The 16,797-nt window shown below is 35.1% G+C and carries 11 protein-coding genes and 4 tRNA genes; 1 reads left to right on the plus strand and 14 read right to left on the minus strand.

Annotated features, from left to right (window positions below):
- Positions 1 to 135: 135 nt before the first annotated feature.
- From OCV48_RS05505 to OCV48_RS05555, 11 genes are all read right to left on the minus strand, one after another.
- On the minus strand, positions 136 to 1,641 hold the full coding sequence (locus tag OCV48_RS05505; RefSeq protein WP_147591355.1) for an aminoacyl-histidine dipeptidase: 1,506 nt from the start codon (positions 1,639 to 1,641) through the stop codon (positions 136 to 138).
- A gap of 127 nt (positions 1,642 to 1,768) precedes the next feature.
- Positions 1,769 to 2,071, minus strand: coding sequence for a Dabb family protein (locus tag OCV48_RS05510; RefSeq protein WP_021983885.1), 303 nt, complete (start codon positions 2,069 to 2,071; stop codon positions 1,769 to 1,771).
- A 242-nt stretch (positions 2,072 to 2,313) separates the two neighbouring features.
- Positions 2,314 to 3,732: an ATP-binding protein gene (locus OCV48_RS05515; RefSeq protein ID WP_147591356.1), complete on the minus strand. Its 1,419-nt coding sequence runs from the start codon at positions 3,730 to 3,732 to the stop codon at positions 2,314 to 2,316.
- Positions 3,733 to 3,990: 258 nt separating this feature from the next.
- Positions 3,991 to 4,386 (minus strand): 4Fe-4S dicluster domain-containing protein, encoded by a 396-nt coding sequence (locus OCV48_RS05520; RefSeq protein ID WP_262559150.1) that lies wholly within the window; start codon positions 4,384 to 4,386, stop codon positions 3,991 to 3,993.
- 34 nt (positions 4,387 to 4,420) lie between these two features.
- Entirely contained in the window at positions 4,421 to 5,068 is a 648-nt protein-coding gene (locus tag OCV48_RS05525; protein ID WP_147591357.1) for a sugar O-acetyltransferase, read from the minus strand.
- A 202-nt stretch (positions 5,069 to 5,270) separates the two neighbouring features.
- Positions 5,271 to 6,062 carry a hypothetical protein gene (locus OCV48_RS05530; protein WP_147591358.1) on the minus strand — a complete coding sequence of 264 codons (792 nt, stop codon included), beginning with the start codon at positions 6,060 to 6,062 and terminating at the stop codon, positions 5,271 to 5,273.
- Between the two features lie 93 nt (positions 6,063 to 6,155).
- Positions 6,156 to 13,460 carry a DUF6273 domain-containing protein gene (locus OCV48_RS05535; protein ID WP_147591359.1) on the minus strand — a complete coding sequence of 2,435 codons (7,305 nt, stop codon included), beginning with the start codon at positions 13,458 to 13,460 and terminating at the stop codon, positions 6,156 to 6,158.
- Between the two features lie 77 nt (positions 13,461 to 13,537).
- A complete protein-coding gene (locus OCV48_RS05540) occupies positions 13,538 to 14,188 on the minus strand; it encodes a TetR/AcrR family transcriptional regulator (RefSeq protein ID WP_021983893.1) in 651 nt (216 codons plus the stop codon).
- Positions 14,189 to 14,360: 172 nt separating this feature from the next.
- Positions 14,361 to 14,903: a rubrerythrin gene (gene rbr, locus OCV48_RS05545; RefSeq protein ID WP_147591361.1), complete on the minus strand. Its 543-nt coding sequence runs from the start codon at positions 14,901 to 14,903 to the stop codon at positions 14,361 to 14,363.
- A 23-nt stretch (positions 14,904 to 14,926) separates the two neighbouring features.
- Positions 14,927 to 15,553, minus strand: a complete 627-nt coding sequence (locus OCV48_RS05550; RefSeq protein WP_021983401.1) for a flavin reductase — start codon at positions 15,551 to 15,553, stop codon at positions 14,927 to 14,929.
- Positions 15,546 to 15,953: a Fur family transcriptional regulator gene (locus OCV48_RS05555; RefSeq protein ID WP_147591362.1), complete on the minus strand. Its 408-nt coding sequence runs from the start codon at positions 15,951 to 15,953 to the stop codon at positions 15,546 to 15,548. The genes OCV48_RS05550 and OCV48_RS05555 overlap by 8 nt, the downstream gene beginning before the upstream one ends.
- 228 nt (positions 15,954 to 16,181) lie before the next feature.
- Here OCV48_RS05555 and OCV48_RS05560 point away from each other — a divergent pair.
- Positions 16,182 to 16,254, plus strand: a tRNA-Lys gene (locus OCV48_RS05560).
- 217 nt (positions 16,255 to 16,471) lie between these two features.
- Here the strand turns inward: OCV48_RS05560 and OCV48_RS05565 are convergent.
- From OCV48_RS05565 to OCV48_RS05575, 3 genes are all read right to left on the minus strand, one after another.
- Positions 16,472 to 16,544, minus strand: a tRNA-Gln gene (locus OCV48_RS05565).
- 67 nt (positions 16,545 to 16,611) lie between these two features.
- Positions 16,612 to 16,685 (minus strand) — tRNA-His (locus OCV48_RS05570).
- Positions 16,686 to 16,718: 33 nt separating this feature from the next.
- A tRNA-Arg gene (locus OCV48_RS05575) sits at positions 16,719 to 16,792 on the minus strand.
- Between the last annotated feature and the right edge of the window lie 5 nt (positions 16,793 to 16,797).

Raw genomic sequence — 16,797 nt, forward strand, 5'->3', positions numbered from 1 at the left:
TTTACAACTTAATAAATATTCAATTACATCTTAATCTTATCTTAAGTTTCTGTTAATCTTATTGTAAATTTAAAAATATTTTCTATTAATTACAAATCATTATCAGATGCTTTGTGAATACTATCTTAACACTTACTATCTTAATCTCTTAAGTATCTCCAATATATATTTCCATGTTCTCTCCACACTGCTTATAGACATTCTCTCTGATGTAGTATGAATATCTAATATATCAGGACCAAATGATACACAGTCTAAATCTTTAATCTTGCCAGCGAACAATCCACATTCCACACCTGCGTGAATAGCTTCCACAATCGGTTCTTCACCATATTGTTCCTTATAAATATCTATCATAAGGTTACGAAGTGTTGAATCTTTCTTATATTCCCAGGCAGGATATTCACCCACGCAGGTTACACTTCCTCCAAGCACTCTTATAAGGCAGTCCATACGATCTATTAATTCCTGTTTTTCACTTCCAATGCTGCTTCGTACTGAGAAACTCATACTTACTTCACTATTATCTTTCACAGTCTTTAATATTCCCATATTGAGTGAGGTCTGGACAAGTCCTTTTATATCTGTACTCATTCTCTGTATTCCTCCCGGAAGATTAACAAGTGCAACTATAACCTTTTTAGTGCTGTCTGTATCCATTACTTCTACATTATTACCAGAATTATCAGAATCATTAATTGATTTAATATTTGAATCATTATTGGTTTTAAATAATACAGTGATATCCTTATCCGTATTCTTATATTCATTCTTCAAAATGTCGTTATATTCTGCTACTAAGCTGTCTATTTTATCAAAATCTTTATCCGAAATAACGATTTCTGCTACACATTCTCTTGGAATTGCGTTGTCTTTCAGACCACCTGCAGCTGATATTATTCTGCAGCCATATTTAACATTTATGGCATCTAATACCCTGCCCATAATTCTGTTAGCATTTGCTCTTTCCTTATCTATCTCTACACCTGAATGTCCACCATTTAATCCTGTTATAGTTAACTTCATAATCTTATTTACATTAACATCACTGACTGTTTCGTATCTGACAGGTACGTGACAGGTTGCTGTTGCTCCACCTGCGCAGCTTACTAACAGATGTCCCTCATCTTCTGAGTCTAAGTTGAGCATTATATTTCCCTTTAACTCCGAACAATCAATGTCTGCCGCACCTAACATACCTATCTCTTCGTCCACTGTAAATACGGCTTCTATCGGAGGGTGAGGTATGTCTGTCGAATCAAGTATAGCAAGGGCATAAGCTATCGCAATACCATCATCACCGCCTAATGTAGTCTTAACTGCCTTTAACATGTCTCCATCAACTATGAGTTCTAAGCCCTCTTTCTCCATATCAATCAGGCAGTCATTTTCTTTCTCACATACCATATCTAAATGTCCCTGAATGATTACAGGCTGTGAATTCTCATATCCCGTTGTTCCATCTTTGAATATGATAACATTGTTAGATTTATCCTGAATATATCTTAAATTGTGCTCCTTTGCAAATTCAACGCAATAATCACTTATCATCTTAGTATTTGATGAACCATGCGGAATCTCACATATTTTTTCAAAATATTTCCATACTTCTGCTGGTTTGAATTCTTTTAAAACTGACATATTTTCTCCAATCTGATATGCATATAACTGTAATCCAGACTATAATTTAGCCATGCAATACCTAAGTTCATAATTCAACATAATTTTTTAAACAGCCTGTCATTTATATTATATGCTATATTTTATGTTAAATTTCGTAATCAATGCACATTCTTACTTCCATATAAGGTCTTACATTATTATCTGCAACTTTTACATGGTCTTTATGAACTGCATATCCTTTAAGTGATTCTTCATCTTCAAATGTCGAATCTAACATTACATCTGCATTTGATGAACTTAATCTTTCTGTCTGCACCTTTATGTCAATAAGTCCAGGTATCCTGCCTTTGAGTCCCTCTAGACCTGCTTTAACGCCTGCTCTTATCTGCTCTTTTTCTTCTTCTGTCTTATCATCTTTAATCTTCCATAAAATAATATGTTTTACCATTTTTTATACCTCTTTCCTATAAATATGATTTTTTACGCTTTATATTTTCTATAAATAAGATTTCTTACGCTTCGTATCTGTTACAAGATTTGGATTACCATCATTCTTCATTGCATTTATTTTGACATCATTTAAAGCTGAAATCATATAAAATAAAATCATATATAAATAATAAATTATATCCATTAATATATCAATAAAAAGAGGGTAAATTCTTTCAGATTTCATAAAAAACTGTTTCATCATTCATAAAGCGAATCCAGTGTTAGCAACAAAACATCTTCATCTTTCAGATTTTCTACCCATTCTGTGTAACCAGATAATGAAAAGAATATATATTTTGAAACTTTATATTTTGCAGCGATAACTTTTCCTCTTCTGACCAAAGTTTCGTAAATACCTTTATCAATCTTTTCATTCTTAAATTTGCACTCTCCAATAACCGCTTTTTTATCGATATCCGATATGCCGACAACATCTATATCTGCGGACTGCGTTCTTACATTACCACTCTTGTCGGTAATATTTTCCACGCCCCACCAACAGCCTACCGAAGTAAGAAAACAACCATATTCGCCTGTTATTCCTTTCTTCAAAGTATAGTATCTGCACATTTCTTCAAATACAGTGCCCATAAAAGAATGCAAAATCGGCTTAACTGCTTTCTGATAATAAAGTTCTCCCTGCCCCATTTCAATTACACTTGTGCCCTTTGGAATAAACTCATACCAGAATTTAAACATATAGTCTTTTAAAACATATTGTGTTTTCTTTTTATTCTTTTCGTCTGTGATACATTTTTTCTTCTCAACCAGTCCAACATTGAGCAGTTTATCCAAGGAATATAATACGGTCTGTTCTTTTTCGCAAATTTTCCCTGCGATCGTATTAAGCGTGTTTTCTCCTGATGCAATCTGCTCTACAATATTATTTACAATTGATATATCTGCAAATTCCTGTGTCAACAAATTTCTGGTCTCATCATACAAATATCCATCTGTCCGAAAAAAAAGCCTTACAATATTTTCATCAATACTTTTTGTCGCATCGATCATTGACAAATACTTTGCGACACCGCCAGTAACACCATAACAGATTGCTTTATCCTCATTTGAATAGCTCGGTACAAATTTAGCCGCATCCAGATAATCAAATGCCTCCAACTTAATCTGAGAATCTCTTCTTCCAAAAAGAGGACTCTTTTCACTAAGAACTTTCTTTTCCATAAAACTTAGTGCCGAACCGCATAAAATGATTTTTAGATTTTTATCCTTCCAAGTTGTATCAATATATTTCTGTATGATTGATAAAAGAGCCTCATCCTTTTCTGCCCAATATGGCAACTCATCAATCACAAGCACCAGCTTATCACTGCCAATGTTTTTATCAATAAAATCAAAGACTGCTTCCGTTGTATGGAAGCTTATATCTCCCATCCCCGGCATCATCAAATCTATTACCTGTTGGGAAAACAATTCTAAATTTCGATTTTTTCCAACTTTTGTCGCTGTATAAAATATAGTTTTTTTATCTTTGACAAATTCTGCAATAAGTGTAGACTTTCCTATACGTCTACGGCCATATATCACGGTCATTCCTATCCCGTCTTTGTCATAAAACTCTTGTAGATATGCTAACTCTCTTTCTCTACCAATAAACATATAAAGTGCCTCCATTTATTCAAATCATTTTTGTTAAAATCGATTTTTATTAAATATAATTTAGCATACTATTTTATATATGGCAATTATTTTTTCTTCATTATTTTTTGCATATACCTCTACAAGGTCAACATCCACAAGACTTATTTTTGTGTGTTTGCACATTTTTATACAGTGGATTACCATAAAAAAAACAACGCATAACCGATTTATTGATTTGCGTTGTCTATATTTAATAATTTTATATACAATTCTCTGTTACATTCTCTCAATAGCTTTAACCTTACAATTCTCATAGCAACTGCCACAATGCAGACAATTATTCTGTCTGATTACAAATGGCGTTCCTTTGTCTATACACTTCTGCTGACATTTAGCCATACATCTTCCACATTCGATACATCTGTCAGTTATGTAATATCCCTTTGCCTTAGCCACTGCATTTCCCATAGTATAAACCTCTCTGAATATCGGCTTCACACCAAGGTTAAAATACTCGACTTCTGCCTCATCAATACAGAAAATAATCCCTATATCTCTTGTATCACCCGGATACACATTAGCAAGATATGGCTGTTCTTCGGAGATTTTATCTCTCCACAATATCTGTTCTTCATCATTTACAGCATATGCCTTGCCTGAAAGCCTAATCATCTCTTAGGTCAGTCACTTAAGCCAATACTTGATTCTATGGTAGAATGGGGTAATGCATATAAGAATATGTAAATAATTCAGGATGATTTTCTAAATCATCCTCTTTTGTTATCGGTCTTATAACCTTACATGGAACACCTGCTGCTAATACTCCGTCAGGAATATCCCTTGTAACAACACTTCCTGCACCGATTACGCAGCCATTTCCGATTGTAACGCCTCCGCATACAGTTACGTTTCCTGCTAACCAGCAATTATCTCCTATGGTTATAGGTTTAGCGTATTCTTTATCAGCATATACACCATCATCACGTTTATATATATTTCTATCCTGAAACCTCAATGGATGTACTGGTGTAAGCAATGATACATTTGGTCCCATAAATACGTTACTTCCTATTTTCACCGGACAGCAATCAAGACATGTAAAATTGAAATTCGCATAGCTGTTATCACCTATTTTCGTAAAACAACCATAGTCAAACTGGACCGGTCCCTGAAGATATACATTACTGCCTTTATCAGGTATGAGTTCATCTAGAATTTTATCTCTGTCTGAGTCCGTTTCGAAACAATCATTATACTTCTTACTGAGTATATGCGCTTTTTGTCTAAGTTCAAGAAGCTCCTTATCCGATGGGTCGTATATTAATCCCGAAATCATTTTCTCTTTTTCATTCATTTCTTCTGACCTCTCCTTTTGCAAATCTTGTTTAATACATTTATAAAATTATTTCTTAATGTCGATATTTTACAATATGCACATTATTATAACACATAGCTATAAATGTCCACATTATATAAATATATCATTACAAAAATTATAATCCTATAAATATACCATCACAAATATATACAATTCTATAGATTATTTTAATCCTTATTTAGCCTTCGTCAGAGTTTGATTCTTCAAATTCTTTTATTTCCTGTTCATAGGCGGGCTGCACATCAGGAAGTGGTAATGCCTGTCCCATCTCTGCATAGAATTTCAGACTATCGTGAAGCTGTGTCTGTACTGTCCAGATACTTACCGGATAAATTGCATTTTTAACTTCTTTTTCTCTATCTTCTGTCGTATTTTCTCCTATTACATTTTCTTCTGCAGCATTATTTTCTGTGACATTATCTACTATATCTTTATATTCTATGTTTTTTTCTTCTATATTTTTATTTGCTTCCGGAACTTCTTTTATAGGAAAATCAGGTTCAGTTATATGTTTAGAAATCAGACCATCTAAACCAGAATACCCAAGATATCCCACGATGCCACTGTCATTTAACCAGAAATACAGATATTCGCCCTCACTGTTCGGTCCCCAGATGAGTGCTTGCTGCTTCATCGTTGTAATCTTGCCCAGATAACAAGAACCAAGCGGTGTCTCTATCTTACGATATGCTTCATAGATGTCCTCAATCTTCTTCGGTTCTTCCATGGTAATCATAATAACTCCATTGTCACCAGGATTATAGTCACCGGGACTTCCTAACATCCAGATTGCAACTCCAATAATCAGTACCACTGTAGCAAAGCTAACCGGAATATCTTCCCAATGACCTGCTATACATATCTTAATACTTATCAATATGACAATTATGCTTACAATTCGATAACTCCACTTACGCCTTGTTAATGCTCTTTTTGTTGCTTCTTTTTCGTTATTCTCGTTTTCTGACATATGCCTCTCCTTTATCTTCGTTATATTTAATCAGGCTCTACCAACATCATTATGTCAGCAGAGCCTATATTAATTCATACTGAAAAGCTTATTTTACTTACAATTTTTCTTTTTTCTTCTTGTAAATATTCCTGTAATTCCAGCGATTGAAGCCATAAGAAGTGTAATCCAAAGTGTTAAATTCGTACTATCTCCTGTCTTAGCAGGTGTTGTACTTTGATGGTTACCCTTTGTATCTGACAAATCATTCTTCTTATTGCCTGGCAAACCAGCCTGATTTGTATTCGAATTCGCATTGTTATTCTTATTATCACCAGCATTAGTGCTGCTATTATTGTTATTATCGTTACCGTTATTATTGTTGTCATTGTCATCATTATTGTTATCGTTATTACCATTATTATGGTCATTATCAGATGTTTTCTTCACTACATTAAAATTAGTAAATGCCATTCCATCTTCCCATACGATTTCAAATGAATGACTTCCGACAGAAAGCGTCTTAAGATAATCAGCTTTCAATGTGATTATTGTAGAGCCCTCTGTGGCTATATAATTTGTTGAATCTATAAGCTCTCCATCCACTTTTACACCTGTGAACTTAGCCAATTCACCATTTCCACTGATTACGATACTACTCTCTGAGTTTTCAACCCACTTACTGTCAGTACCATTAATAATCTCGTATGCTACCTGCTCAAGTTTCTCAATCTCTTCTACTTCAAGAGTTTCTCCACAAACTATACACTCTTTATGTCTGCTTCCACTTTCTTTAATTGTTGCAGGCTTATCTAATATCCAGTCACTTGATATATGTCCTGTTGCAGGGGCTGTTTCTACATTTTCCATAGTCTGCTCTGCAAAATGAGGATTAGTAAATACTGCTTTATATGTTGTAAGTTCAGGTCTTGTACAGTTCTTACTCTGTGTTACTGTAGCAGTTGTATCAACTGTCTCTGATTCTTTATTCTGGCATACCTGACATATTCTTTCGGCTGTACATTCAGTGTTGTCAACGTTAAATGTATATGTTGGTTCACTATAGCTATGTTCACCATTTACTGTTACATTAACTACTGTGCTGTTTCCTGCTTTATCAGACACCGTAATCTTATGTATTCCTGCTGATAAAGTATACACACCGTCAATTGCTGTAAGTGTTGTTGTAGCTAAAGCCGTTGTATCTGTTACCTTATTGATGTTCTCATCGGATACTGTAAACTTGGCATTTATACAATAAGTGTTACCCTCTGTAATTCCATCAACTACAGGTGATATTGTGTCCACAATCATTCCATCTGTTGAAATATATGTAGCATTTCCTGCGAAATCCTCAATTCTTGCGAAGACAACATATCTATCATCTGCCGCAATGTTAAATGATGATGCGTATTCTTTGAATTTGCCTTCTGCATATTTTTGTGCAAGTTCATCTGTTGTATATGCTTTAGCATCTATGCCACTTACAAGTAAATATGAAATCTTAACAGCATTTTTTGAGGAATCATATCCTTCTGAATTATAGCTGTCATCATTTCCTGTGATTGTTACTTTCTGTGTTTCCTTAAAGAAATGACCAAAAGTAATTGTATTTAGCAATGAATTCCACCTGTTATTGCTGACTGTTATCTCTCCTGTCGGATTAGTGATATCTGTTATGAGACTTCCGTACTCTGCACCACACTCGTCACATATTGCTTTCTTGAAATAGCTGGCTGTTCCACCAACGCAATCTCCGTCTTCTCTATAGGTACAATCCGGATTCTTACACTTCTTACTATGCGTATCATCTCCATTTGATATCCATTCTGACATATTATGTCCTGTTGCAGAAGCTGTCATAACATCTGTCCTTACCTGCTCTTTAAAGTCATTATTATGTGCATTTTTAAATGTTGCTGTATATTTAGTAAGTTCAGGTCTTGTACAGTTCTTACTCTGTGTTACTGTAGCAGTTGTATCAACTGTCTCTGAATCAGTATACTCACATATTTCGCATTTTCTTGTAGCTGTACATTTCTTATTATCGCCTGACCAGATATATGTGTGTATATAAGTATGAGCTGTCTCATCTATTCTATATCCATCACTCTTATCGCAATGTGCTATCGTACACTCTTTCCAATGATTTATACCATCGCTCTTCCAAATCGCCCCATCGAATTTATGAACATGAACGACATTGATTATAATATCGCAGGTCTTTGTTCCGCCATTCTTAGTATATGAAACCGTTAATGTCTTATTGCCTGCTATGTTCATATCTATATCAGAAGCATTTGTAGTAAATTCTGTAACATTCTCACTATAACCATCTGCATAATTAGCTGTTACAATGATATCATCAACATTTAATATATCACCCTCTTTGTAACTCTGCTTTGTCTTTATAGCATTTATACCTGTAGGTGCAAGGGTTGTATCATGTGTAATCTCAAGCCTTCCGTTTACCACTAAAATATTGTAGCTGTGTGTCACATCTTTACGATTTCCAATCTTGACATTACTTACTGTAATTATTCCGTTGTCAGTAAGCGCTGATGTACTTGGTGTAAGTGTAATATCTGTAATACTATCTCCGCCTGCTAAACCACTCACTTTATATTTAGTCTGGTCAATGTTATGATTCCATACAACCGACTGATTGCCTGCTGTAATTGTGACATCTTTCCTGCTGATATTTACTGTCTTAGAACCTTTGATTGTATCATAGTTTGCTTTCTCAATCTTATAGTAAACTGTATACTCTCCTGCATCAGTATACTTTGGATTCTCTTCGCTGTAATTAATTCCATCTTCACCGTAAGTTATCTTAGTACCAGCTGGATTAGTAACACTCACATCTATGCTATGTGCCTGTCCGTCATATGTTCCACTATAATCAGAAGCTGTATAATCCTGAATTGTTCCATTTGATATTGTAAGTGTAATAGTTGCCTCACCTGCTGCATAATTTCCTTTAGCAGATGTGGTAAGTTTCACTTTAATTGTTCCTGTCTTAGTAACAGTAAGTGTACTTCCATCCAGATTACCCTTACCTGTAACAGAACCATCCTCTGTATGTGATATAATTGAATATGTAGGTGTTCCTGCATTCTCATCAATTGTAAAATACTGTGATACATCAATGTCTGAGCCGTTAAAACTAATACTTGAATCTGTTCCTGTGATTGTAACCGTTGTAGCTGCTTTATTCTTAATCTTTACTGTACCTGAAGTTTTGCAGCTACTGTCTACTTCATAATTGCTCAAATCGTCAAAATTTTTCCAGATAAAAGTATTCTCTGCTCCCGGTGTTTCATCATATGTTCCGTCAATATACCAGATAACACGCAAAGAATGCTCGAACCCAAGCGGTGCTCCTTCAGACAGAAAGCCCGCATATTCACCAAGTTCATCATTGAATACTTCATTATTACTGAATATAATACTATCAGCAGTATAGTACCCTGCAAATGTATTATCACTTGGAACTGTAGGTGGTATTACCTTAATAATCTTATCTTTAGTTGACACATAATCCTTTGTAACAGTAATTGTTCCATCAGCATTGACCGTCTTATTATCTGATAAAGTACTCTCATTTACAATAATCTCTGTAGCATCAGTTACTATATATCCTGCAACCGGAGTAAATGTCATATGTGCCTTATACGTATATGGATAATAACTGGCTATATCTCCATAATCATCTATCCAATTAAGTGATGCCCCGGCAATATTTGCTGTATTGCAAGTTATCTGAGTACTAAGATATTCTCCTCCCTTAGGAAGATTAATAGTTGCCTCAATTCTATCTATAATCTGATTCACATTAATGATAGAACCTTTCTGTATGCTATAGTCCTGTAATGTTTTATCATTTTCAAGAATTGTATCTTCATATTTTAATTGATATTTATCTGTATCAATTCCTGTAACATTGTATATTATCTGATTTAATTCTGCTATAGTCATATCTTTGTTATATTCAATACCAAATATATGCTCTACATCAGCATCATGATAACATATGTTTACCTCATTAGCTGACTCTGCCTGTACCGCACGTATCAAATTATCTTCAGTTGTCTCTATCCAGATAGCACAAGTGGATAAATCAATATCTGATGTTAAGTTAAGTGCTGTCTTAATATCTGAACTCTTTACCGTAACTGTATCTGAACCTGTAATCTGCTTACTGTAATACCAGTCATCGGTTCCATCATTACCCTGTATAACAAGTGCTACATTGCCTGACGCATTTCCCTTTACTGCTTTAACCTCACCGGATACTGCATTAAAGGTTACTGACCCAACGTCATCAGGATTGCCACCAAATCGTAATGTCATAGCTGTATCAGAAGCTATTATACCTGATATCGCATCTTCTGATGTTGCTACTGTTGCAGCAGATGCAAAGATAACTTCTGACAGATTCAGATTAGCAGCCGGACGTACTTCATACTCATCTGAAATATGTATACTTCCAACACAATATCCCGGACACGCAATAAGTTCATCATTTTTTGAAATAGTGTTAGGTGTTCGAAGCCAGAAATATTCTCCATTATTCCAATAAGTAGTCATCGCAAGTTTTTTATCATTACTACTTCCTGCCCATATATATTGATTATCATTCTTATCCCCTGTCAATGCATATAATTTATCAGTTGTTGTATAAGTTGTACTCTGTCGTGGTACATTTGTTGTAACTGTAGTGTTATTCATCATATGCTGCTCTGCATAAGAAAAGTAATTATTATTATTACTACTTGCCATATCCTGCAACACATTTCGAAGCTGGCTGCTTTCATAATAATTCAAATCCTGCCCATCCTCATTCCATAAATCCCATTCATTAAATACCTGTCCCGTCTTAATCGGACTTGCCGCAAATATAACGGTATTATCTCCTGTTACACCATCATCTTTACCTAAGATATACCATTCCTGTGAGTTTCCTGCACTATTCTTACCGAATGAAAGCTTACCTATATTGGCTGCCTTTCCATCACTATATGGTGTAAATGAATTCATTAACTGTTCTTTTGTAACATATGTGGTATTGATTTTCTCAATCTCTTTTTCAGCCTGTACTGCGTATATAACATTGTCTTCTGTAGTCTCTAACCAGATTTTACAAACTGATAAGTCAATATCAGATGTCATATTAAGCGCTGAACTTATATCAGAAGCTTTTACTGTAACTGTATCTGAGCCTGTAATCTGCTTACTGTAATAGCAGTCATTTGCTCCATCATCTCCCTGTACCACGAGTGACACATTGCCATCGTTACTTCCTCTTGAAACCTTGATTTCTCCTGTAGCTGCATTATAGATTGCAGTACCTATATTCTTGCGGCTTCCGTCTAACCTTAATGTCATAGCTGCATCAGAAGCTATTCTATCTGCTACTTCTGTATCTGATGATGCACTTTTAGCGGCAGATGCAAATAAGACATCTGACAGGTTAAGATTAGAGACTGGACGTATTCCAAGATATCTCTCTTTATAATTAACATAAGTTCTACCAACACTATTATATGATGTATACGCATAATATTCCACATTTCCAGAGTCCTCGTCTGGTGAGCGTAACCAGAACCAATTTCCATCATTCCAATATGTATCTGCAAACAACTCCTTGCCATCATCACTTCCTACTCTTATATTTTTACCAGTAAAACCTTCCGAAGTTGATGATGGTACATATAACTTATCTGATGTAGTATAATTGCAGCCATTCATTGTGTCATTTGTTATAACTGTAGTTATATTCATTAAATTCTGCTCTGTTTCTGAAAAGTAAGTATTATTACCACTTTTTACCATATCCTGAAGTGTACTTCGAAGCTCACTTGCTCCGTAATGATTTACATATACCTGTATAGAACCAGCACCATCCCCATAACCGGTCCCGCCTTCATAACTATATGTCTGTATATAGTCCCCTGTATTATAATTAAACCTATGTTCTGTTCTAATAGTACTTGATGCAAATATAACGGTATTGTCTCCACTTACTCCATTATCCTTACCTAAAATATACCATTCCTGTGCATCTCCATCACTATTCTTACCGAATATAAGCTTACCTATATTTTCAGCAGTTCCATCACTGTTAGGTGTAAACGAATTCATTAACTGCTCTTTTGTCATATATGAGATATTGATTTTCTCTGCCGGCACCGCATATGCCATATTATTCTCAGTCGTTTGTAACCAGATTTTACAAACTGATAAGTCAATATCAGATGTCAGGTTAAGTTCTGTCATTATATCCGAAGCTTTTACTGTAACTGTATCTGAGCCTGTAATCTGCTTACTATAATACCAGTCATTTGTTCCATCATTTCCCTGTATTACAAGTGCCACATTTTCTGCACTTCCCTTAGATACCTTAATGTTTCCTGATGTATCATTATAGAATACTGAACCTATATTCTTACTGTTTCCATCTAATCTTAATGTCATAGCTGTATCTGAAGCTATTATGCCCGATACTGCTGTCTCTGATGTTGCACTTTTAGCAGCTGATGCAAATAAGACATCTGATAAGTTAAGATTAGAAGCCGGACGTATTCCAAAATACCCCGGATAGCTCGGATAACTACCACCAATCGAAATATGATTATATGTAGTATCCGCATACCACACACTAGATGAATAACATGGTTTGCGCAGCCAGAACCACACGTTGCTACTATAATAATCCCAATATGTGGCTGTATTTAATTTCTTGTCATCATTACTTCCTACTGTTATATTTTTTTCAGCACCAGTAGTACCTGCTGTTGATGGTGCATATAACTTATCTGATGTAGTATAATTGTTGTTATTTTTTGAATCATATGTTGTAACTGTAGTTACGTTCATTAAATTCTGTTCTGTTTCTGAAAAGTAGGTATTATTACCACTTTTTACCATATCCTGATGTACGCTTCTAAGTTCACTTGCACCATAATGATTTACATCTACCTGAATAGAGCCAGCACTGTCTCCGTAACCTGTCCCTGCTTCATAATTGTATGTCTTTGTATAATCTGAAGTATCATAACTAAATATCTGTCCTGATTTAATAATGGGACTTGATGCAAATATAACGGTATTGTCTCCACTTACTCCGCTATCTTTGCCTAAGATATACCATTCCTGTGCATCTCCATCACTATTCTTACCGAATATAAGCTTACCTATATTCACTGCCGTTCCATTACTGTCGGGTGTAAATGAATTCATTAACTGCTCTTTTGCAGCATAGGCTGTTACACTAGGTAAACCTGCTTTTGTACTATTGTTATCATCTGCAAGTATACCGTCTAGATTACCCGGTAACACCATAAGCACTGCCATCAGCACTGCCATCAGCACTGCAAGTATTCTCTTCGTTACCCGCTTCCTTTCTTCTTTTTTCATAATCTTCCTCCTTGTTCTAATGTCTTTTATGACTTATTCTAAGCCATAACTAGTACATTTTAATTTATATATCTAAACTATACGGATATTTTCACATAGTTCAATATCATTTGTTTTAGCATCAATAGTTCAGGTGTATAATCCTTGTTCTCTTCTGAACCCCAGATGAACCCGCCTGCATAATATGCACAGGCTGCCATCATCGTATGAACGGTTGCACGCATAAATTCTTCTTTTGGAATATCAGTTCGGAATGTTTTATCTTCCTTCGCTTTCTCATACATCCAGTCCAATCTGGTATTTACAGAATATAAAGACCTATGAAATTCCTTTAATTTCTCTTTATCTACACCCTCATGGGTAACATAGTGATTAAAATTATCATTATAAAGTAATAATTCCTTATAATTCTGATACATCCATATATAGCTGTCCAATGTAAATATGAATCTGTCGATTGCCGGTATATTTTCAATTGATGAAAGTGGACGTACCTCATCTAATTTATCCAGATATGCTTTCCATTTTGCCGCACAGACTGCAATTACTAATTCTGTCTTATTAGCATAACATCTGAATAATGTCGCTCGTCCAATTCCAACCGCATCTGCGATTTCGCCCATACTGACCGGTTCTATTTTTCTTTCCACAAATATCTGAAACGCTGTATCAATTATCTTCTGATTGCGTGCGTTTTCTTTTTCCATTTGTTTTTCTGATTTGCTCATAGCATTCCTCTTTTTTGATACATACTGTCTCAACTATTTTATATTATATATATACTGATGTCAATATTTTGATAAATAAAGACAATTTCTATATTCAACAATAGTAAAAGCTGCCATTCTCTAAAGAATAGCAGCTTTTCTTACTATATCAGTCTTTTTTGTAAATAATTTCTTAATAATTCTCTTCGTGTACTTCAAAATAACTCTGTGGATGATTACATACCGGACATACCTCCGGAGCCTTTGTTCCTACCACAATATGTCCACAGTTACGACATTCCCATACCTTAACTTCACTCTTTTCAAATACTTGTGCAGTTTCAATATTCTTAAGAAGTGCACGATATCTCTCTTCGTGATGCTTCTCAATCTCTCCTACTGCTCTGAATTTTGCTGCAAGTTCAGGGAAACCTTCTTCCTCAGCTGTTTTAGCGAAGCCTTCATACATATCTGTCCATTCATAATTTTCGCCTTCTGCAGCTGCTGCTAAGTTTTCCTTTGTATCACCGATTCCTGCTAATTCCTTGAACCACATCTTTGCATGTTCTTTTTCGTTATCTGCGGTCTTTAAAAATAACGCTGACATCTGCTCGTAGCCTTCCTTTTTCGCTACAGATGCAAAATAAGTATACTTATTTCTTGCCTGTGACTCTCCTGCAAATGCCTCATGTAAATTTTTTTCTGTCTGTGTTCCTGCGTATTTGTTTGCTGCCATTTCTTCTACCTCCATTTTCTCTACTATTTCTTTACTACTTTTTCAAAATCTGATGCCGGATGCTTACATAAAGGACATATAAAATCATCTGGCAATTCTTCACCTACATATTCATATCCGCAGATTCTACAACGCCATATTGTCTGACCATCCTCCGTTTTCCCAACTTCTTCCGGTTTAGGCTTAATGTTATTCTGATAATAATCATATGTGACAGAAGGTATATCACTTAACACTTCCATATCGGTTATCTCACCAATAAACATCGTATGTGAGCCTAAATCTTCTGTTTTATTAACTGTTACAGAAATGTATGCATTTGTACCTTCTGTAATATAATAAATACCATTTGCACCTCTGACACACTTTTCAAATGTTTCAAACTTATTAACATCTCTTCCTGATTGAAAGCCAAAATGTTTGAACAATTCAAACTGTGCCTTCTGACTTAAGACTGATACTGTAAATTTTCCTGTTCTTTGAATCATATCATGCGTATAATTCGCTTTATTAACGCAGATACTTAACTGATTTGGTTCCGAAGCTGCCTGAATCGCTGTGTTAATGATACAGCCATTATCTTTTTCATCTTCTCTGGCAGTCAGTACAAACAGTCCATAACTCAACTTATACATTGCTTTCCTATCCATGTTTTTCCTCCTTTACCTTCTCCATACATTTCGGGCAAATGCCTTTAAATGAAATATCATAATCCAAAAATTCAATTCCATGTGTGTTATGAATTCTTTCTAGCAAGTCCGGTATTTCATCCATGTCCACATCTGAAACCTCACCGCACTTTACACACCTGACGTGGTAGTGATTTTTCAATGTAAAATCAAACCGATTCGGTCCATCTGGGACTTCAACCTTTCTTAAAGCACCTTCTTCTACTAATATATCAAGGTTTCTATATACAGTTCCTTTCCCAATTGTAGGATATGCTTCTTTTATAAATTCATACACTTCATTTACTGTAACATGTCTTTTCATCTCATATACAGCATTTCTTACCAAATTTTTCTGAATAGTGTTTCTTCTATTTGTCATTTGTCCTCCTTATTAAGATTTATTCTTAATAAGGATTATATATCAATATTTTCTTTCTATCAAGAAAAATAATAATTCATGAATCGTGTCAGAAAGTGCAGGCTGAGATACAAACATTTTACTAATAATAAAATATTAAATATTAAATATAATAAAAATTTGTAAAAAATACTTGATTTTTGCAGCATTGTATGATAACATTTCTTTGTTGCGTTAAAAAATGCAAATGGGATATTAGCTCAGGTGGTAGAGCACTTGACTTTTAATCAAGTTGTCCGGGGTTCGAATCCCCGATGTCTCATTATTTATTAATAGGCGATAGACTTTAATTTAAAGTTTATCGCTTATTTTATGTCAGAAAGCAAATAGAAACTGTGGTGGGTTGCGATAGCAACATTTTCTGCTCCGCCGCAGTGTGATCCTCGCAGAGCGTTTTTGCTTACTAGGACAATTTCAACGAAATTTCCTAGTAAGCAAAAAAAATAGAAGTACATTAACAAATGCACTTCTACCTTAAGCTGGGCTAGTTGGATTCGAACCAACGTAATGCAGGAGTCAAAGTCCTGTGCCTTACCGCTTGGCGATAGCCCAATATTTTCCTATAAAATAAAAAAGTTAGCAACCACTACCTTTTACTCGTAGCACTTCCTAACCAAAGGGTGGATACAGGGATTCGAACCCTGGGCCTCCAGAGCCACAATCTGGCGCGCTAACCAACTGCGCTATACCCACCATAGCTCTTCCAGGATTTATCCCAGAAAAAAATGTGCCCAAAGGGATTCGAACCCCCGACCCACGGCTTAGAAGGCCGTTGCTCTATCCAGCTGAGCTATGGACACATATA

Source organism: Bovifimicola ammoniilytica (genome assembly GCF_025567085.1).
GTDB lineage: Bacteria > Bacillota > Clostridia > Lachnospirales > Lachnospiraceae > Bovifimicola > Bovifimicola ammoniilytica.

Coding starts and splice junctions, on each gene's coding strand:
- OCV48_RS05505 (WP_147591355.1), bottom strand. CDS start 1,641: ATGTCAGTTTTAAAAGAATTCAAACCAGCAGAAGTATGGAAATATTTT.
- OCV48_RS05510 (WP_021983885.1), bottom strand. CDS start 2,071: ATGGTAAAACATATTATTTTATGGAAGATTAAAGATGATAAGACAGAA.
- OCV48_RS05515 (WP_147591356.1), bottom strand. CDS start 3,732: ATGTTTATTGGTAGAGAAAGAGAGTTAGCATATCTACAAGAGTTTTAT.
- OCV48_RS05520 (WP_262559150.1), bottom strand. CDS start 4,386: ATGATTAGGCTTTCAGGCAAGGCATATGCTGTAAATGATGAAGAACAG.
- OCV48_RS05525 (WP_147591357.1), bottom strand. CDS start 5,068: ATGAATGAAAAAGAGAAAATGATTTCGGGATTAATATACGACCCATCG.
- OCV48_RS05530 (WP_147591358.1), bottom strand. CDS start 6,062: ATGTCAGAAAACGAGAATAACGAAAAAGAAGCAACAAAAAGAGCATTA.
- OCV48_RS05535 (WP_147591359.1), bottom strand. CDS start 13,460: ATGAAAAAAGAAGAAAGGAAGCGGGTAACGAAGAGAATACTTGCAGTG.
- OCV48_RS05540 (WP_021983893.1), bottom strand. CDS start 14,188: ATGAGCAAATCAGAAAAACAAATGGAAAAAGAAAACGCACGCAATCAG.
- rbr (WP_147591361.1), bottom strand. CDS start 14,903: ATGGCAGCAAACAAATACGCAGGAACACAGACAGAAAAAAATTTACAT.
- OCV48_RS05550 (WP_021983401.1), bottom strand. CDS start 15,553: ATGGATAGGAAAGCAATGTATAAGTTGAGTTATGGACTGTTTGTACTG.
- OCV48_RS05555 (WP_147591362.1), bottom strand. CDS start 15,953: ATGACAAATAGAAGAAACACTATTCAGAAAAATTTGGTAAGAAATGCT.